Source organism: Kitasatospora sp. NPDC048286 (assembly GCF_043201735.1).
Taxonomy (GTDB): Bacteria; Actinomycetota; Actinomycetes; order Streptomycetales; family Streptomycetaceae; genus Kitasatospora.
In genome coordinates, this window is record NZ_JBICZE010000001.1 from 122703 (window position 1) to 139186 (window position 16484).

The 16484-nt window shown below is 74.2% G+C and carries 11 protein-coding genes; 2 read left to right on the plus strand and 9 right to left on the minus strand.

Annotated features, from left to right (window positions below):
* Positions 1–377: 377 nt before the first annotated feature.
* The 5 genes from ACGF13_RS00535 to ACGF13_RS00555 form a co-directional block, all read right to left on the minus strand.
* Complete coding sequence (locus tag ACGF13_RS00535; protein ID WP_392867237.1) at positions 378–2204, minus strand: hypothetical protein; 1827 nt, start codon at positions 2202–2204, stop codon at positions 378–380.
* A 119-nt stretch (positions 2205–2323) separates the two neighbouring features.
* On the minus strand, positions 2324–4129 hold the full coding sequence (locus tag ACGF13_RS00540; RefSeq protein ID WP_392867240.1) for a GMC oxidoreductase: 1806 nt from the start codon (positions 4127–4129) through the stop codon (positions 2324–2326).
* Positions 4130–4219: 90 nt separating this feature from the next.
* On the minus strand, positions 4220–5851 hold the full coding sequence (locus tag ACGF13_RS00545) for a succinic semialdehyde dehydrogenase (RefSeq protein WP_392867242.1): 1632 nt from the start codon (positions 5849–5851) through the stop codon (positions 4220–4222).
* A 93-nt stretch (positions 5852–5944) separates the two neighbouring features.
* Positions 5945–7678, minus strand: a complete 1734-nt coding sequence (locus ACGF13_RS00550; protein ID WP_392867245.1) for a serine/threonine-protein kinase — start codon at positions 7676–7678, stop codon at positions 5945–5947.
* Positions 7679–7839: 161 nt separating this feature from the next.
* Entirely contained in the window at positions 7840–8964 is a 1125-nt protein-coding gene (locus tag ACGF13_RS00555) for a protein kinase (RefSeq protein ID WP_392867248.1), read from the minus strand.
* Between the two features lie 57 nt (positions 8965–9021).
* Here ACGF13_RS00555 and ACGF13_RS00560 point away from each other — a divergent pair, with 57 nt between their 5' ends.
* Complete coding sequence (locus ACGF13_RS00560; RefSeq protein WP_392867251.1) at positions 9022–9549, plus strand: SHOCT domain-containing protein; 528 nt, start codon at positions 9022–9024, stop codon at positions 9547–9549.
* 19 nt (positions 9550–9568) lie between these two features.
* Here the strand turns inward: ACGF13_RS00560 and ACGF13_RS00565 are convergent, their stop codons facing one another.
* Positions 9569–11464: a serine/threonine-protein kinase gene (locus ACGF13_RS00565; RefSeq protein ID WP_392867254.1), complete on the minus strand. Its 1896-nt coding sequence runs from the start codon at positions 11462–11464 to the stop codon at positions 9569–9571.
* Between the two features lie 253 nt (positions 11465–11717).
* Between ACGF13_RS00565 and ACGF13_RS00570 the strand changes: the two genes are divergently transcribed.
* Positions 11718–12281: a hypothetical protein gene (locus ACGF13_RS00570; protein WP_392867256.1), complete on the plus strand. Its 564-nt coding sequence runs from the start codon at positions 11718–11720 to the stop codon at positions 12279–12281.
* A 109-nt stretch (positions 12282–12390) separates the two neighbouring features.
* On the opposite strand, the gene ACGF13_RS00575 is transcribed toward ACGF13_RS00570, so the two are convergent.
* From ACGF13_RS00575 to ACGF13_RS00585, 3 genes are all read right to left on the minus strand, one after another.
* Positions 12391–13518 carry a GuaB3 family IMP dehydrogenase-related protein gene (locus ACGF13_RS00575; RefSeq protein ID WP_392867258.1) on the minus strand — a complete coding sequence of 376 codons (1128 nt, stop codon included), beginning with the start codon at positions 13516–13518 and terminating at the stop codon, positions 12391–12393.
* 184 nt (positions 13519–13702) lie between these two features.
* A complete protein-coding gene (guaB, locus tag ACGF13_RS00580; RefSeq protein ID WP_392867260.1) occupies positions 13703–15205 on the minus strand; it encodes an IMP dehydrogenase in 1503 nt (500 codons plus the stop codon).
* A gap of 295 nt (positions 15206–15500) precedes the next feature.
* Positions 15501–16217 (minus strand): sigma-70 family RNA polymerase sigma factor, encoded by a 717-nt coding sequence (locus tag ACGF13_RS00585; RefSeq protein WP_392867262.1) that lies wholly within the window; start codon positions 16215–16217, stop codon positions 15501–15503.
* Positions 16218–16484: the final 267 nt, after the last annotated feature.

The window sequence follows — 16484 nt, forward strand, 5'->3', positions numbered from 1 at the left end:
GTCCAGCACGATGCTCGTTGTAAGCGGTTCTCCCGGCGTCTCACGGCTCGCCGAGGAGGCCCGCGACGGCGTTCTCCGCAGCCGCGCCGCAGGGAGGCGGCAACGGTTTACCGTTCACACTCCGTGAGCACGGGCCCGGCGCAGACCTGCGCACCGAGCCGCCGCCCACGGACGTCCGCGCCCCGCGCGACCGGCCACCCACGCCGGAGCCTCATGGCGCACCCCGAAGCCAACCGACACGACGGCGCTCCTCCCCCGGCGCCGTCACCGCAGCACCGGCGCGGCCCTGACGCCGAGTGCTGAACGACAAAGGGCCCCGTTCCCCCGCGGGGCCCTTTGCCCTTTTCGGGGGCGCCCGGAGTCAGGGGTGCCCGAAGTCAGGGGTGCTCGCGCCAGACGCTCGGGTCGACCGGCTCCTGGCCCGGGGGCGGCGGCACCGCGCCGGGCGCCGACGTCCCGCCGGCCGGAGCGGGCGGCGCCGGGTGCGAGTCCAGCACCTCGCTCGGCCCGCCGGACTGCGGCGGCACGCCGTGGCCCGGCACCACCGGCGCCCCCGGTGTCGCGTACGGCACCTGCGGCGGCACCTCCGCGTACGGCCCGCCGGCCCGGGCTCCGGCACCCTGCACGCCGGCGCCCTGGGCTCCAACGCCCTGGGCGGAGGCGAACGGCGACTCGGCGTACGGCACCGCGGTCTGCGGCGCGCCCACACCCCGGCCGCGGACGGCCGCCAGCAGCGGCGGCACCAGCACCGCGCCGACCACCGACCAGACCAGGTTGGCCAGCAGCACGCTGAGGAACACCAGGCCGACCGCGGTCTCCTGGGACATGTCCACGCGGGCCGAGGAGGTCCAGCCCCGCATCGACATCGTCCTGGTCATCTGCGCACCGGCCACCGTCATCAGCACGGTGAGCGCCACCCCGTACACGGCCGCCAGCCGGAGCCGGTCGGCCGCGTCCAGCCGGCGCCGGTACGCGGACCAGCCGAGCAGGCCCGCCGCGGCGAGCGCCAGCAGGCCGCACCAGCGCCAGTCGGCGGCCGCGTCGTGCAGGTCGAAGAAGGAGATCTCCGCGTCGCTGCTGCGGTCGCCCCAGCTCTCGCCCTGGCCGGACAGCCCGGAGTGCACCCGCCAGGTCGACCCCGAGCCGAAACCGAGCAGGAGGAGGCCCAGGTTGGGCAGGAACGCGAGCGAGACCGCCGTCTCCACGCCCTCCTTGCTGTTCGCCGCGACCAGCACGAAGGCCACCAGCGCGGCCAGCCCGACCGCCAGCGCCAGCGCCTGGCCCGCCGTGAGCGCGGCCACCGCCCAGCCGCGCACCGACCGGTTGCGCCAGGCCGCCCAGCGCAGGGCGTCGGTGCCGTGGACGGCGAAGGCCAGTGCGGCGGCCAGCAGGGCCGTCCACCCGACCGCCTCCAGCCAGCCCGAGTCCGCGCCGAAGCTCATGCCGGTGCTCCGCAGGGGGTAGCCGGACTCGTCGTCGAACCGGTCCGCCGGCTGCCAGGTCGTCCCTCCGACCAGCCCGATCAGCAGCGTCACCCCGGCCAGCACCACGGCGGTGCGCAGCGCTTCGCCACCGGCCTGGCCGCGGGTCAGCTGGGCGCCGACCGCCTTGCGCCCGCGGGCCCCGGCCCGCAGGCCGAGCCAGAGCGCCAGCGCCCAGAGCACGGTGACGGTCATCGGCAGCACCCGGAACGCGAGCTCCAGGTCGTCCAGGGTGTCGCGGCTGGACGCGGGGTGCCCGGTCAGCCGGAACGGCGCGCCGAAGGCGTTCAGCGTCATCGCCAGCGCCGCGCCGAACCGGTCGCCGTAGCCGGGCGAGGCGATGAACGCGTCGTAGTCGTAGCCGCTCGGGACAGCCGTGATCAGCGCCGCCACGAGCAGCACGCCGGTCGGGGCGATCGCGGCCCGGAGCGCCGGGCGCCAGTCCGATCCGGTGAGCCAGCGCATCACCGGCGAGGGCCCGCGCTGCGGCTCGTACGGGTTCCCGCCGCCCCAGCTGCCCACCGCGGGCGGCCCGGCGACGGGCGGCGGCGGCGGGTACCCGGGGGCACCGGGCGGCGGACCGTACGAGGGCGGGACGGGCGGTGCGGCGGGCGGGGCGTCCGCCGGCGGGGGCGGGGGCGGCGGCGCCGACGGCCGCCCGCACGAACCGCAGACGACCGCCCCCTCCTGCGAAGTCGCGCCGCACGATGCGCAGTTGGCCATGGCCCGCGCTCCCCCCGATCGACGAGTCCCTGGCGGCCCCAGGGAGCCCGTTTATCCCATCGGACCCGAACGGATGTCAACCGGGAACCGGGGCAGGCGGATTGGCCCGCCGGACGGGTTCAGTCGCGCTTCTTCGGGACCTCCGGGACGGGCAGCAGCGGCAGCCGCAGCGCGCCGAACGCGCCCTCCGGCACGGCCGGCCGCACCGGCGCGACCGCCGCGACCCGCCGGTACTCCTCGCCCTGGGCCGGGCGCGGGTCCGCCTCGCCCTTGTTCGGCCACATCGACAGGGCGCGCTCGGCCTGCGCAGTGATGGTGAGCGAGGGGTTGACGCCCAGGTTGGCGGAGACGGCCGAACCGTCCACCACGCTGATCCCGGGGTAGCCGTACAGCCGGTGGTACGGGTCCACCACGCCGGTCTCGGGGGCGTCGCCGATCGGGCAGCCACCCAGGAAGTGCGCCGTCATCGGGATGTCGAAGATCTCGCCGACGGTGCCGCCGGCGAAGCCGTTGATCTCGTCGGCCAGCGCCTGGGCGCCCCGCTCGGCCGCCGGGATCCAGGTCGGGTTGGGTTCGCCGTGGCCCTGGGTGGAGGTGAGCCGGGCCTTGCCGAGCGGGCCCTTCTTCAGCGAGACGGTGATCGAGTTGTCCAGCGACTGCATCACCAGGCCGATGATCGTCCTCTCGGACCAGCGGCGCTGGTCCATCGAACGGGCGAAGGTCAACGGGTGGAGCGCCGAGTTCGCCAGGTAGCGCAGCCAGCGCGGAATCGTTCCGCCGCCCTTGACCTGGGCGATGGACAGCGCGCCCATCGCGTTGGAGCCCTTGCCGTAGCGGACCGGCTCGATGTGGGTGTTGGAGTCCGGATGGATCGAGGAGGTGATCGCCACGCCCTTGGTGAAGTCCGCCTTGGTGCCGTAGCGCCGGTCGGTGGTCTGCGCGCCCACCAGGGCCTCGGAGTTGGTGCGGGTCAGCTCGCCCAGCCGCGCCGAGATCCGGGGCAGGTGGCCGCCGTCCCGCATCCGGTGCAGCAGCGACTGGGTGCCGTAGGTGCCGGCCGCGACGACCACCCGGGCCGCGGTGATCGTCCGCGCGCCCGCCTTCACCCGGTCGGTCTTCGAGCGCGCGTCGGTACGGCGCACGTCCACCGCGTAGCCGCGGCTCCCGTCGGCCCCGCCGATCTCCCGGATCCGGGCCACCGTGGTCAGCGGGTGGATCTGCGCGCCGCCCTTCTCGGCCAGGTGGAGGTAGTTCTCGGTGAGCATGTTCTTGGCGCCGTGCCGGCAGCCGGTCATGCACTCGCCGCACTCCACACAGGCCTTGCGGGCCGGGCCGGCGCCGCCGAAGTACGGGTCGGCGACCTCGCCGCCGGGCGCCGCCTTGGCACTGCCCCCGGCGTCCCCGCCGTCGCCGAAGAAGACCCCGACCGGCGCCATGTGGAAGGTGTCGCCGACGCCCATCCGCTCGGCGGCCGCCTTGAGGTGGACGTCCGAGGGGGTGAGGGTCGGGTTGAGCCGGACCCCGAGCATCCGCTGCGCCTGGTCGTAGAACGGCGCCAACTCCTGCTGCCAGTCGGTGATGTGGCGCCACTGCCGGTCCTCGAAGAAGGCCTTCGGCGGCACGTACAGCGTGTTGGCGTAGTTTAGCGAGCCGCCGCCGACCCCGGCGCCGGCCAGGATCAGCACGTTGGCCAGCAGGTGGATGCGCTGGATGCCGTACAGCCCGAGCTGCGGCGCCCACAGGTAGTTCGGCAGGTCCCAGGAGTTCTTGGGCAGTTCGTCCCGGTCGAAGCGCCGCCCGGCCTCCAGGACGGCGACCCGGTAGCCCTTCTCGGTCAGCCGCAGGGCCGCGACCGAACCGCCGAAGCCGGACCCGACTACCACCACGTCGTAGTCGAACTCCGCCGCACCGCCGGACTGCACCATCTGCCACCGCTCCTTCGCCGGGTGAACCTGCCTGTGGGTGCCGCGAACCGGGCCCCACCGGTCCGGCGGGGCCCGGTTCGCGGTCGGGTCCTACTTGAAGCGCAGCGCCTTGAGCGCCCGCAGCCCGCCGGTCATCACGGCGGCGAACTGCTTGTCGTCCAGGCCGAACGAGGGCGCGAGCGGCACCAGCCGCTGGGTCGCGATGGTCTGTGCCTCGGTGAAGCGCAGGATGCCCTCGGCGCCGTGCCGGCGACCCAGCCCGGAGTCGCCCATGCCGCCCATCGGCGAGCCGACCGAGCCGTACGCGGCGGCGTAGGCCTCGTTGACGTTGACCGTGCCGGTGCGCAGCCGGGCCGCGACCGTCCGGCCGCGCCGCAGGTCCCTGGTCCAGACGCTGGAGTTCAGTCCGTACGGCGTGGAGTTGGCGGCGGCGACCGCCTCCTCGTCGGTGTCGAAACGGTAGAGGGAGACGACCGGCCCGAAGGTCTCCTCGGCGCAGACCGCCATGTCCGGGGTGACGCCGTCGAGGATGGTCGGCTCGAAGAAGAACGGTCCGAGGTCCGGCCGGGCGCGCCCGCCGGCCACCACGGTGGCGCCCGCCTTGACCGCCTCGTCCACGTGCCGGGTGGTGGTCTCCAGCTGACGGGCGGAGACCAGCGAGCCCATGTCCGCGCCGTACGCGAGGCCGCCGCCCAGGCGCAGCGCCCGGGTGCGGGCGGCGAAGCGCTCCAGGAACTCGTCGGCCACCGAGCGGTGCACCAGCAGCCGCTCGATCGAGATGCACAGCTGTCCGGCGGAGGAGAAGCAGGCCCGGACGGCGCCCGCGGCGGCCGCGTCGAGGTCGGCGTCGGCGAGCACCAGCATGGCGTTCTTGCCGCCGAGTTCGAGCGAGGCGCCGACCAGCCGGGCGGCGGCGCGCTGGGCGACGTCGCGGCCGGTGCGGGTGGAGCCGGTGAACGAGACGTAGTCGGCGTGCTCCACCACGGCGGGGCCGATCACCGGTCCGTCGCCGATCACGATCTGCCACAGGTCGGCCGGCAGCCCGGCCTCGACCAGCAGCTCCCGGGCCCACAGCGCGGTCAGCGCGGTCTGGGTGTCGGGCTTGTTGACCACCGCGTTGCCGGCCGCGAAGGCGGGCAGGGCGTCGCCGATGGACAGCTCCAGCGGGTAGTTCCACGGCGAGATGTGGCCGACCACGCCCTTGGGGCGGCGGGCCTCGACGGCGTGGGTGAGCACCGGCAGCGCGCCGCCGCGCCGCTTGTCCTTGAGGTAGCCGTGCGCGGCCCGTCCGTAGTGCCGGGCGGCCATGGCGACGGCCAGCACCTCCTCGAAGGCGTGCAGCCGGGCCTTGCCGGTCTCCGCCTGGATGAGGTCCAGCACCTCGTCCTGCCGCCGGAGCAGCAGGTCGTGGAAGCGCAGCAGGACGGCGGCCCGGCGGCGCACCGGCAGCGCGGCCCAGGCGGCCTGGGCGCGGCGGGCCAGCTGGAAGGCGACCTCGACGTCGGCCGGGGTCGACCGCGGCAGGCTGGCCAGCCGTTCGCCGGTCAGCGGGGCGACGGTCTCCACCAGGTCGGGTTCGCCGGTGGCGGTGACGCCGGCGGCCAGCCTGGCGACCAGGGACCGCGGAACGGCCGCGGTGACGGTCCGGCCGCCGCCGGGGGCCGCCGGGTTGCCGGCGCCGGGGTGTTCGGTGGCCACTGCATCTGCTGTGAGGTCCGACATACGGCGCAGCCTAGGCGCTCGGCGGCCGGTCCGGTACCCGTCGGTAACAAGAATCTGCCCCAGTCGGGCGAAAGCGGGCACCGCCCGGCCCGGTCAGCGGATCGGGGTGAAGCTGTTGAGCACCGCGTAGAAGCGCTGCTCGGCCTCGTTCCACTCGCTGCCCTTCTCCGGGCTGGACGAGTAGATCGCGTAGCTGGTGCCGTCCTGGCCGATGAACTCGGTCTCGATCGCGCGCCGGCGGCCGCCCTCCTTGGCCGCGTAGCTGAACTCCCAGACCGCCGCCTCCTGGCCCTTCACCGCCGTGCCGGCCATCCGGTGCTGCTTGTAGTCCTTGAGCGACTTGGAGAGGCTGGCCTCCATCTGCCGCATGTGCTCCAGCGGCTTGACCGACTGGCCGACGGTGACGGCGAACTGGAGGTAGTGCACCTTGCCGTCGGGGGTGTAGTAGATCTGGTTGTCCCCGGAGCTGATCCGCTGCCAGGACGGGGTCCCGTTCGGCAGCGGGAAGCGGAAGCCGGCCGGGTCGTCGACCCAGTGGTAGCCGTTGGGCGGCACCACCGCGGGGGACGCGTCGCTGGTGGGCTCGGGCCCGGTGGACTCGACCGCGGTGGGCGTCGGGTCCTCGACAAGGCCGCCGCCGCCCACCACGTGCCGGGTGACGAGGAAGGTGCCCGCGGCGGCCAGCAGACCGACGCCCACGGCTATGCCGACGATCTTCAGCAGGTTGCGGCGCTTGGCCGGTCCGCGCGCGGGCGCGTATGGGTGCGGCACCGGCGCGACGGGCGCGGTGTGCGCCCGGGCCACGTCCTGCGCGCCCCCGGTGGTGTCCGGTTCGGCGGGGGCGGGGGCGGGGGCCTTCGGTTCGGTCGGCTCCTCGGAGCCCTCGACCGGCTCCGCGGCGGGCGTCGGCCCCTCGCTGCGGTCCACCACCGGCACCGACTGGGTGGGCGTGCGCACCGACGCCACCGACTTCAGGCCCATCGTGTGCCCGGCCTGAACCTCGGCCAGCATCCGGGCCACCTCGTCCGCGGTCGGCCGCTCCGCCGGGTCCTTGGCCATCAGCGCGGCCAGCACCGGGCCCAGCGGCCCGGCCCGCCGCGACTCCGGCAGCGGCTCGTCCACCACCGCGGCGAGCGTGGTGATCGGCGAGTCCCGCCGGAACGGGGACTGGCCCTCGACCGCCGCGTACAGCGTCGCCCCGAGGCCCCACAGGTCCGAGGCCGGCCCGGGCCGCTCGCCCTGGGCCCGCTCGGGCGCCAGGTAGTCCGGCGAGCCGACCAGGTCGCCCGGCCGGGTCAGCTCGGTCGAGCCCTCGTACTTCGCGATGCCGAAGTCCAGCAGCACCACCCGCCCGGTGCCGCGCTCCAGCAGCACGTTGGCCGGCTTCACGTCCCGGTGCAGCACGCCCAGCTGGTGGCCGCGGTGCAGCGCCGCCAGCACCTGGCTGCCGACCTCGGCGGCGGCGCGCGGCTGCAGGGTGCCGTCCTGGCTGATCACGTCGGCCAGCGAGCGGCCGTCGACCAGCTCCATCACGATCCACGGCCGGCCGTCCTGCTCCAGCACGTCGTGCACGGTGATCACGCCGGGGTGCTTGATCCGCGCGGCCGCGCTGGCCTCGCGCTTCATCCGGGTGTGCAGGATCTGCAGGTCCTCCTCGGGCAGGTGGTTGACGGTCAGCTCCTTGACCGCGACCTCCCGGTCGAGCATCCGGTCCCAGGCCCGCCAGACGGTGCCCATGCCGCCCCGGCCGAGCCGCTCGCCGAGCTCGTACCGCCCGGCCAGCAACCGCTCCGCCTCGGCCGCCTCCGGCCGGTCCTGCACGCCCATCTGCGCCCGCTCCCCCACACATTCCGCCTGCCGTCACCGCGACGGAGGGCCTGGTGCAGACCACTGTTCGAACAAATCCCACGCACACATTAGGCGCACCTTGCCGCCCCCGGTAATCACGCCCACCCCCTGGACCGCAAGACCGGAATCCGAGCGGATCGTCAGCCCGCGAACAGCACCACCGCGACAATTCCCAGCGCGAGCAGCACAAACACCCCGCCCACCAGCAGCGGCCCCAACAGGGAGGGGGGTATCCGGGGCGGCTTCGCCCCGTTTCCTGCCCCGAAGTCCCCGCCGTCACCGCCCTTTCGGGCACTCCCCCGCGCACCGGAGCGCCCGGCCCTCCCGCCCCGCACCCGCGGCTGCCGCGGCACCGCCGGCGCCGCCTGGTCCAGCGCCACGACCGCCGCCGCCCGCTCCTCGTCGACCGGCTCCGGTGCCCCCGCCAACAGCTCCGCCAGCTCCCCGCGCACCGCCTCCGCCGTCGGCCGCCGCACCGGATCGGGCTGCAGCAGCCGCTCCACCAGCGGCCCGAGCGGCCCGCACACCACCGAGGGCTCCCGCCGCCCGTCCCGTACGGCCGTCACCAACTCCGGCACGTCCCGCTCCGGGTACGGCGCACGGCCGGTGACCAGTCGCTGCGTCAGCACCCCGAGCGCCCAGCAGTCGCCCGCCGGGCCGCCGTCCAACGGCCAGCGCTCCGCCACCGGGCCGACCAGGGTGGCCCGCACCTCGTACCGCTGCCGCCCGCCCGGCCCGCCGAGCTCCTCGGCCAACGCCTCCTCCGCCACCCCGGCGAGCAGCCCGCCGAGCATCGCCGCGCCGTCCTCGCAGACCAGCACCGACTCCGCGGTCAGGGCGCCGTGGGTCAGCCCGGCCGCGTGCAGCGCCCGCAGGGCCCCGGCCAGGTCCGCCGCCAACTCGGCCGCCCGGTACGGCGGCAGCGGCCCCTCGGCGAGCAGCTCGGCCACCGTCCACCCGGCCGGCCGCTCCTCCACCGTCCACAGCAGGTCGTCCTCGACGAACGCGCCGACCCCGCGCAGCAGCCGCGGGTGCGCGACCGGCGCGGTCGAACCGACCGCCGCCACCCGCCGCACCAGCCGGTCCGCCCGCGCGGCGGCGGCCTCGTCCGGATCCTGGCCCACCGTCAGCACCCCCGGCAGTTCCAGGGCACTCAGCAGCACCGACTCACCGGTCCGCTCGTCCACCGCGTGGGCGCGCAGCGGTTCGGGACGGTCCGTCAGCCGGTACCGCCCCGCCAGCAACAACCCGGGGCCGCCTCGCATGCCAGTTCCTCTCGCTCGCCGACCAGCCTACTGAGCGGCTCCCTTAGGCTCGATCCCATGGACTGGACCGATCTGATCGACACCGCCTTCGAGGCGTCCGGAAACAGCAGGGCCAACCGCGCCGAGGCGGTCCGCGACGTCGAGGCGAACGTCATCGACGGCGAGAAGCCGGTCGCCTCGACCGCCGGGCGCCACCCCGACCACTTCCGCAAGGGAGTGCTGGTGCTGACCACCCATCGACTGCTCTTCCTGAAGGACGGGAAGCCGCCGGTCCCGGTTCCGCTCGCCGCCGTCACCGACGTCACCGTGACCCGTACCAAGCTCAACGGCGAAGTGCTCATGGTGGTGGCGCTCACCGGCTCGCACCGCTTCGAGGACGTGGTCAAGGCCGACTTCTTCGCCGAACAGCTCCGGGCCGCCGCCCGGAGCGCCCGCAACACCCCGAAGGCCCTCCCCACCGCACCGGCCGCGGACACCACCGGCGAACAGCTGATCGGCCAGCTGGAACGGCTGGCCGCCCTGCGCGGCTCCGGCGCCCTCACCGAGGACGAGTTCACCCGCGCCAAGCAGCGCCTGATCGGCTAGGGCCCGTCGTCGACCGGCCCTAGGGCGCCGGCTGGAAGCTGTTGAACACGACGTCCCGGACCGGGGCCTGCGCGGCCCACTCGGTGTCCGGGACGATCCAGTAGATCGAGTACCCGTACTTGGCCGGGGTGCCGGTCACGAAGCCGCGGTTGAGCGAGTGCGTCTTCGGCGTGCCGTTGGTCCACTCCCAGTCCGCCGCGTTGGACCACTGCCGGTAGGTGATCGCCGCCAGGTTCAGCCGCTGGTAGTTGCTGACCTGACCGCGGACGTTCGGCTCCGACTCCTGCCAGTCCGCGACCGCGCTCGCCCCCGGCGACGTGGTCCACTCGATCCGCAGCTGGCTGCCGTCGGCCGCGTTCTTGAAGATCCGCCGGTTGGCGTCCGACCCGGTCGGCTGCAGTCCGTCCGGCAGCACGACCGAGAAGCCGCTCGGGTCCTTGTACTCGTGGTACCCGGCCGGCACCCCCGCCGGTGCGGGCTGCGCCGGCGCGGGCTGGGCCGGCGCCGGGGGCTGCGCGGGAGCCGCCGGCGAACCGGCGGACTGCACGGGCGCGTCCGGCACCGCGGCCGGGTCACCGGTCGGTTGGGCCGGCGCCGGGGTCGGCTGGGCGGGTGCCGGCGCGGGTTCGCTCGCCACCGGCTCCGTACCGGCCACCACCGGCGCGGTGGCCCCCGCGCTCCGCGTGGCCCCGCCGCCCGACCCGGCGTCCCCGTTGCCGACCATCCGGATCACCGCCACCACGCCCGCGATCAGCAGCAGCACCACGATCACGGTGGCGATGGCCAGCCGCCGCCGGCCGGTGCGCGGATCGGCCCCGGCCGCCTGGGTCGCACCCATCGTCCACGCGCTGGTCACCGGACGGATCGACTCCGGCTCCGGGTCCTCCGACGGCTTCTCGGCGGGTTCCCCGTCCTGTGCCCGGCTACCGACCCGGACCGTCCCCAGCAGCCCGCCCACGGGGCGCTTGCGGCCGTCCCCGGCCTGCTCCGGCTCCTTCTCCTTCTCCTTCTCCGCGGGCTCCGGAACCTCGACCGGCTTCTCCAACGGCACCGCGTGCTCGGTGGTCGACTCGGCCCGCGAGGTCGACTCCGCGACCACCCGCTTGAGCATCGACCGGGTCTGCGAGGCGTCCAGCCGCTCGGCCGGGTCCTTCGCCAGCAGCCCCTCGATCACCGGCAGCAGCGGCCCTGCGTTCACCGGCGCGACCAGGTCCTCGGTCATCACCGCGGTCAGCGTGGCCAGCGCCGAACCCCGGTCGTACGGCGGCCGTCCCTCGACCATCGCGTACAGCGTGCCGCCCAGCGACCACAGGTCGGCCGGCGGCCCGGGCTTCTGCCCGCGGGCCCGCTCCGGCGAGATGTACGAGGGCGCGCCGACCAGCATCCCGGTCGAGGTGACCGAGGCGTCGCCCTCCACACTGGCGATGCCGAAGTCGGTGAGCACCACCCGGCCGTCCTCGCCGATCAGCACGTTGGACGGCTTGACGTCCCGGTGCAGGATGCCCAGCGCGTGCGCCGCGCTCAGCACACCCAGCACGTCCAGCGCGATCTCCGCGGCCCGGCCGGGCGACAGCGGCCCGTCCTCCCGCACCACGTCGGCCAGCGAGCGGGACTCGACCAGCTCCATGACGATCCACGGCCGGTCGTCCTCGTCGACCACGTCGAAGACCGTCACCGCCGAGCTGTGCCGGATCCGCGCGGTCGCCTTCGCCTCGCGCAGCGTCCGGGTGATCAGCCGGTGCTTCTCCTCCTCGTCGACGCTGGCGTTCATCCGCAGTTCCTTGACCGCGACGGTCCGGCCCAGCATCTCGTCCTCGGCGCGCCAGACCGTACCCATGCCACCGCGCCCGAGCACGCCGTTCAGGCGGTAGCGGCCCGCCAGGAGGCGGCCGGTGGAACCCTGCGCCTGGGTCATTCGGAACGTTCCCCCATGTGCTGCCGGCGGTCGTGGTGACGGCGCGTCGGCCCGACCTGGGTCCCGAACGCCCAAGCCTCCATCATCCCCTGTCCCGGGGGCCCTCGACCACCCACCCCCCACCACAAGCCGGGACGAACCGGAACGGGTGCGGCGCTCCGTGCCCGATCTGTGATCGAAAACTCGCCAAGATCTGCCCCGGTCACTGCTACCGTTCGGCAGCTCATCGTCTTTCCGGGGGGATTCGACGCCCATGACCGCACCCGCACCGGGCACTGACGGCCCATCGACCCGGCCGCGCACCGCCCAGCACTACTCGGTCGCCCCGCTCCCGGCCGCCCCCGAGGGCTACATCGCCCCCGGCATGCCCGGCGCCCACGTCCCCGGATTCGAACCCGCCGAACCCGCCCCCCGCCCCGTCCCCCGCCGCCGCACCGCCCTGGCCGTGGCCCTGGCCCTGCTCGCCATGCTCCTCGGCGGCCTCGCCTACGGCAGCGCTCCCCTGCGCGCCGCCGACAGCCTCGGCTGGCTGGCCATCGCCCCCGCCGGCCTGGTCGCCCTCCCGCTCGGCCGCCTCGGCGGCCAGGGCCGCTTACTCCCCCCACTCGGCGCCCTCCTCGCCGCCGGCGCCCTCCTCCTCGGCCAACTGATCGAACACCTCCGCCGCGTCCACCCCGAGGCCCCCACCCCCCACGGCCTCCTGAACGACACCCTCACCACCTGGCGCGACGACCTCCGCCCCCTCGACGCCGCCTTCTACGCCATCGCCCTCATCGGCGGCTACCTCCTCACCCGCCGCACCGCCACCCGCGGCTGACCACCCCACACCCGGGAAGGCCCACGGGCGCGCGGGCCGAAAGCCCGCGCGCCCGAAAAGCCCGAGGGCCCCCACCACCGGCAGGGGCCCTCGTCACCACACCTCGACGTCAGCGGTGGTCCAGCGCCGGGTTCACCGTCACCTCGACCCGCTGGAACTCCTTGAGCTCCGTGTACCCCGTCGTGGCCATCGCCCGCCGCAGCGCGCCGAACAGGTTCATGGTCCCGTCCGGAGTGTGCGAGGGCCCGGTCAGGATCTCCTCGGTACTGCCGACCGTCCCGAGGTCCACCCGCTTGCCCCGCGGCAGCTCCTCGTGGACGGCCTCCATCCCCCAGTGGAAGCCCTTGCCCGGAGCGTCCGTGGCCCGCGCCAGCGCCGCACCGATCATCACCGCGTCCGCCCCGCAGGCGACGGCCTTCGGGATGTCCCCGCTGTACCCGACCCCACCGTCGGCGATCACGTGCACGTAGCGCCCACCGGACTCGTCCATGTAGTCACGACGGGCCGCCGCCACGTCGGCCACGGCGGTGGCCATCGGCACCTGGATGCCCAGCACGTTCCGGGTGGTGTGGGCCGCGCCCCCACCGAACCCGACCAGCACACCGGCGGCGCCGGTCCGCATCAGGTGCAGCGCCGCGGTGTACGTGGCGCACCCGCCGACGATCACCGGCACGTCCAGCTCGTAGATGAACTGCTTGAGGTTGAGCGGCTCGGCGGCGCTGGAGACGTGCTCGGCCGAGACGGTGGTGCCGCGGATGACGAAGACGTCGACGCCGGCGTCCACCACGGCCTTGGAGAACTCGGCGGTGCGCTGCGGCGACAGCGCGGCGGCGGTGACGACGCCGGAGTCGCGGACCTCCTGGATCCGCTGCTTGATCAGCTCGGCGCGGATCGGCGCGGCGTAGATCTCCTGGAGCCGGCGGGTCGCGGTGGACTCGTCGGTGATCGCGGCGATCTCGTCCAGCAGCGGCTGCGGGTCCTCGTAGCGGGTCCACAGGCCCTCGAGGTTCAGCACGCCCAGACCGCCGAGGCGGCCGATCCGGATGGCCTGCTGCGGCGAGACCACGCTGTCCATCGGGGCGGCCAGGAACGGCAGCTCGAAGCGGTAGGCGTCGATCTGCCAGGCGATCGAGACCTCCTTCGGGTCACGCGTACGCCGGCTGGGGACGACGGCGATGTCGTCGAAGGCGTACGCCCGTCGGCCGCGCTTGCCTCGCCCGATCTCGATCTCAGTCACTTCGAGCCCTTCTGCTTTGTTGCTCATGCCCACCGGGTCACCCCGGCCGCACCCCAGTATCCCGTACTACCGCTGGTCCCGCCCCGACGCCCCACGGCCGGACGCCCCCACGCCCGGCGGCCGCGACAGCGCGAGGGGCCCGCCACCGCAGTGCGGCAGCGGGCCCCTCGGTCGTTCACACCGTTCAGCGGGTCGAGTAGTTCGGCGCCTCGACGGTCATCTGGATGTCGTGCGGGTGGCTCTCCTTGAGGCCCGCCGAGGTGATCCGGACGAACCGGCCCTTGCTCTCCATCTCGGCGACGGTGGCGGCGCCGACGTAGCCCATGGTCTGGCGCAGGCCGCCGACCAGCTGGTGCAGCACGGCCGACAGCGGGCCGCGGTAGGGCACCTGGCCCTCGATGCCCTCGGGGACGAGCTTGTCGTCCGAGGCCACCTCGGCCTGGAAGTAGCGGTCCTTGGAGTAGGAGCGGCCCTGGCCGCGGGACTGCATGGCGCCCAGCGAGCCCATGCCGCGGTAGGACTTGAACTGCTTGCCGTTGATGAACAGCAGCTCGCCCGGGGACTCCTCGCAGCCGGCCAGCAGCGAGCCGAGCATCACGGTGTCGGCACCGGCGGCCAGCGCCTTGCCGATGTCGCCCGAGTACTGCAGGCCGCCGTCGCCGATGACCGGCACGCCGGCCGCCTGGCAGGCCACCGCGGCCTCGTAGATGGCGGTGATCTGCGGGACGCCGATGCCGGCGACCACGCGGGTGGTGCAGATGGAGCCGGGGCCGACGCCGACCTTGACGCCGTCCACGCCGGCGTCGATCAGCGCCTGGGCGCCGTCCCGGGTGGCGACGTTGCCGCCGACCACGTCGATCTTGACAGCCGACTTGATCTTCTCGATCCAGGCCAGCGCGTTGTGGCTGTGGCCGTGCGAGGTGTCCACCACGAGGAAGTCCGCACCGGCCTCGACCAGGGCCTGGGCCCGGTCGAACGCCTCGGCGCTGGCACCGACGGCGGCACCGACCAGCAGACGGCCCTCGGCGTCCTTGGCGGCGTTCGGGTACTGCTCGGCCTTGACGAAGTCCTTGACGGTGATCAGGCCCTTGATCCGGCCCTCGTCGTCGACCAGCGGCAGCTTCTCGATCTTGTGGCGGCGCAGCAGGGCCATCGCGTCCACACCGGAGATGCCGACCTTGCCGGTGATCAGCGGCATCGGGGTCATGATCTCGCGGACCTGGCGGCTGCGGTCCGACTCGAAGGCCATGTCACGGTTGGTGACGATGCCGAGCAGCTTGCCCGCCTCGTCGGCGATCGGCACGCCGGAGATGCGGAACTTGGCGCACAGCGCGTCGGCCTCGGCCAGGGTGGTCTCGGGGCCGACCGTGATCGGGTCGGTGACCATGCCGGACTCGGACCGCTTCACCAGGTCGACCTGGTTGGCCTGGTCCTCGACCGACAGGTTGCGGTGCAGCACGCCGACGCCGCCCTGGCGCGCCATCGCGATGGCCATGCGCGACTCGGTGACCTTGTCCATCGCCGCGGAGAGCAGCGGGATGTTGACGCGCACGTTCCGGGAGACCCGCGAGGACGTGTCCACCTGGTTGGGCAGCACCTCGGAGGCCCCGGGCAGCAGCAGCACATCGTCGTACGTGAGCCCGAGCATGGCGAACTTCTCGGGTACGCCTGCGGCGTTGTAAGACATTTGGGGGGTACCTTCCGTGGCCGGCCTTATCCGCTCACGCCCTGAGGGTGGGGGCGCATTCATCGCTCACTCGCGCAGACCGCCGAAGCCGGGTGCAATGGGAGGATCCTCCAAGGGGACCCCGCGCGCACCCGTCAAACTTTGGCAACCCGCCCAGGCGCCGATACCCAATGGTACTGGCACCGCGAATGTGTCCTCGTGTGCCCTTGACAACATCCCCACCCTGGGGCTCATTCCCCCCGCAACCGGAGGAACCGGCCCGAACCCGGACGGCCGGACGGCCCGGGCCACCCGGTCAGGAGGACTCCTCCGCGAGCGCCCGCAGCCGGCTGAGCGCCCGGTGCTGGGCGACCCGGACGGCACCGGGCGACATCCCGAGCACCTCCCCGGTCTCCTCCGCCGAGAGCCCGGCGGCCACCCGCAGCAGCACCAGCTCGCGCTGACGGGCCGGCAGGTTGGAGAGCAGCTCCTTCGCCCAGGCCGCGTCGCTGCTCAGCAGCGCCTGCTCCTCCGGGCCGAGCGCCTCGTCCGGCACCTCGGGCAGGTCGTCCTGCGGCACGACGGTCGAACCGGGCCCGCGCATCGCGGCCCGCTGGAGATCGGCGATCTTGTGCGCGGCGATCCCGTACACGAAGGCCTCGAACGGGCGCCCCTGGTCCTTGTACCGGGGCAGCGCGCAGAGCACCGCGACGCAGACCTCCTGCGCGACGTCGTCCACGTGGTGCCGGGCCCCGCCGGGCAGCCGGACCAGCCTGGCGCGGCAGTACCGCAGTGCCAGCGGGTGGACGTAGGCGAGCAGCGCGTCGATCGCCGGGCCCTCGCCGCGCACCGCGGCCGCGACCAGCTCGCCCACCAGCGGCGAGCCGCCCGTGCCGAGCACCGGCGGGCGGCCCGGCCCGGTCTCCTCGGCGGGACCGCCGGGATCGGCGTACGACGGATCGTGGCCCGGACCGGAGGGCTCGGCCTCCACCGGGTCCGCCTGGCCGGTCGCACCGGCGACGTCGTCACGCATCGGTCCATGGTGCCTGGTCGAGCGGGAAAACGCGGCACCGCGTCCGGAGTTGTGCACCGGAACGTTATGCGCTGCGGCACCGTACGGCGTACCGCGCACCACCGGCCCCTCCTGCACCGTGCCGCCTCCCGCCCCGCCGCCGTCGGTGGTCCCGTCCGTCGTGCCGTCCGCCGAGTGTCCCGCGGCCGTGTGGTTCGCCGCAGTGCCTGTCCGCTGGTCCCCGAGGTGCTCCACTCCTCCATGGTGCAACCTCGGGACCGTAACGTC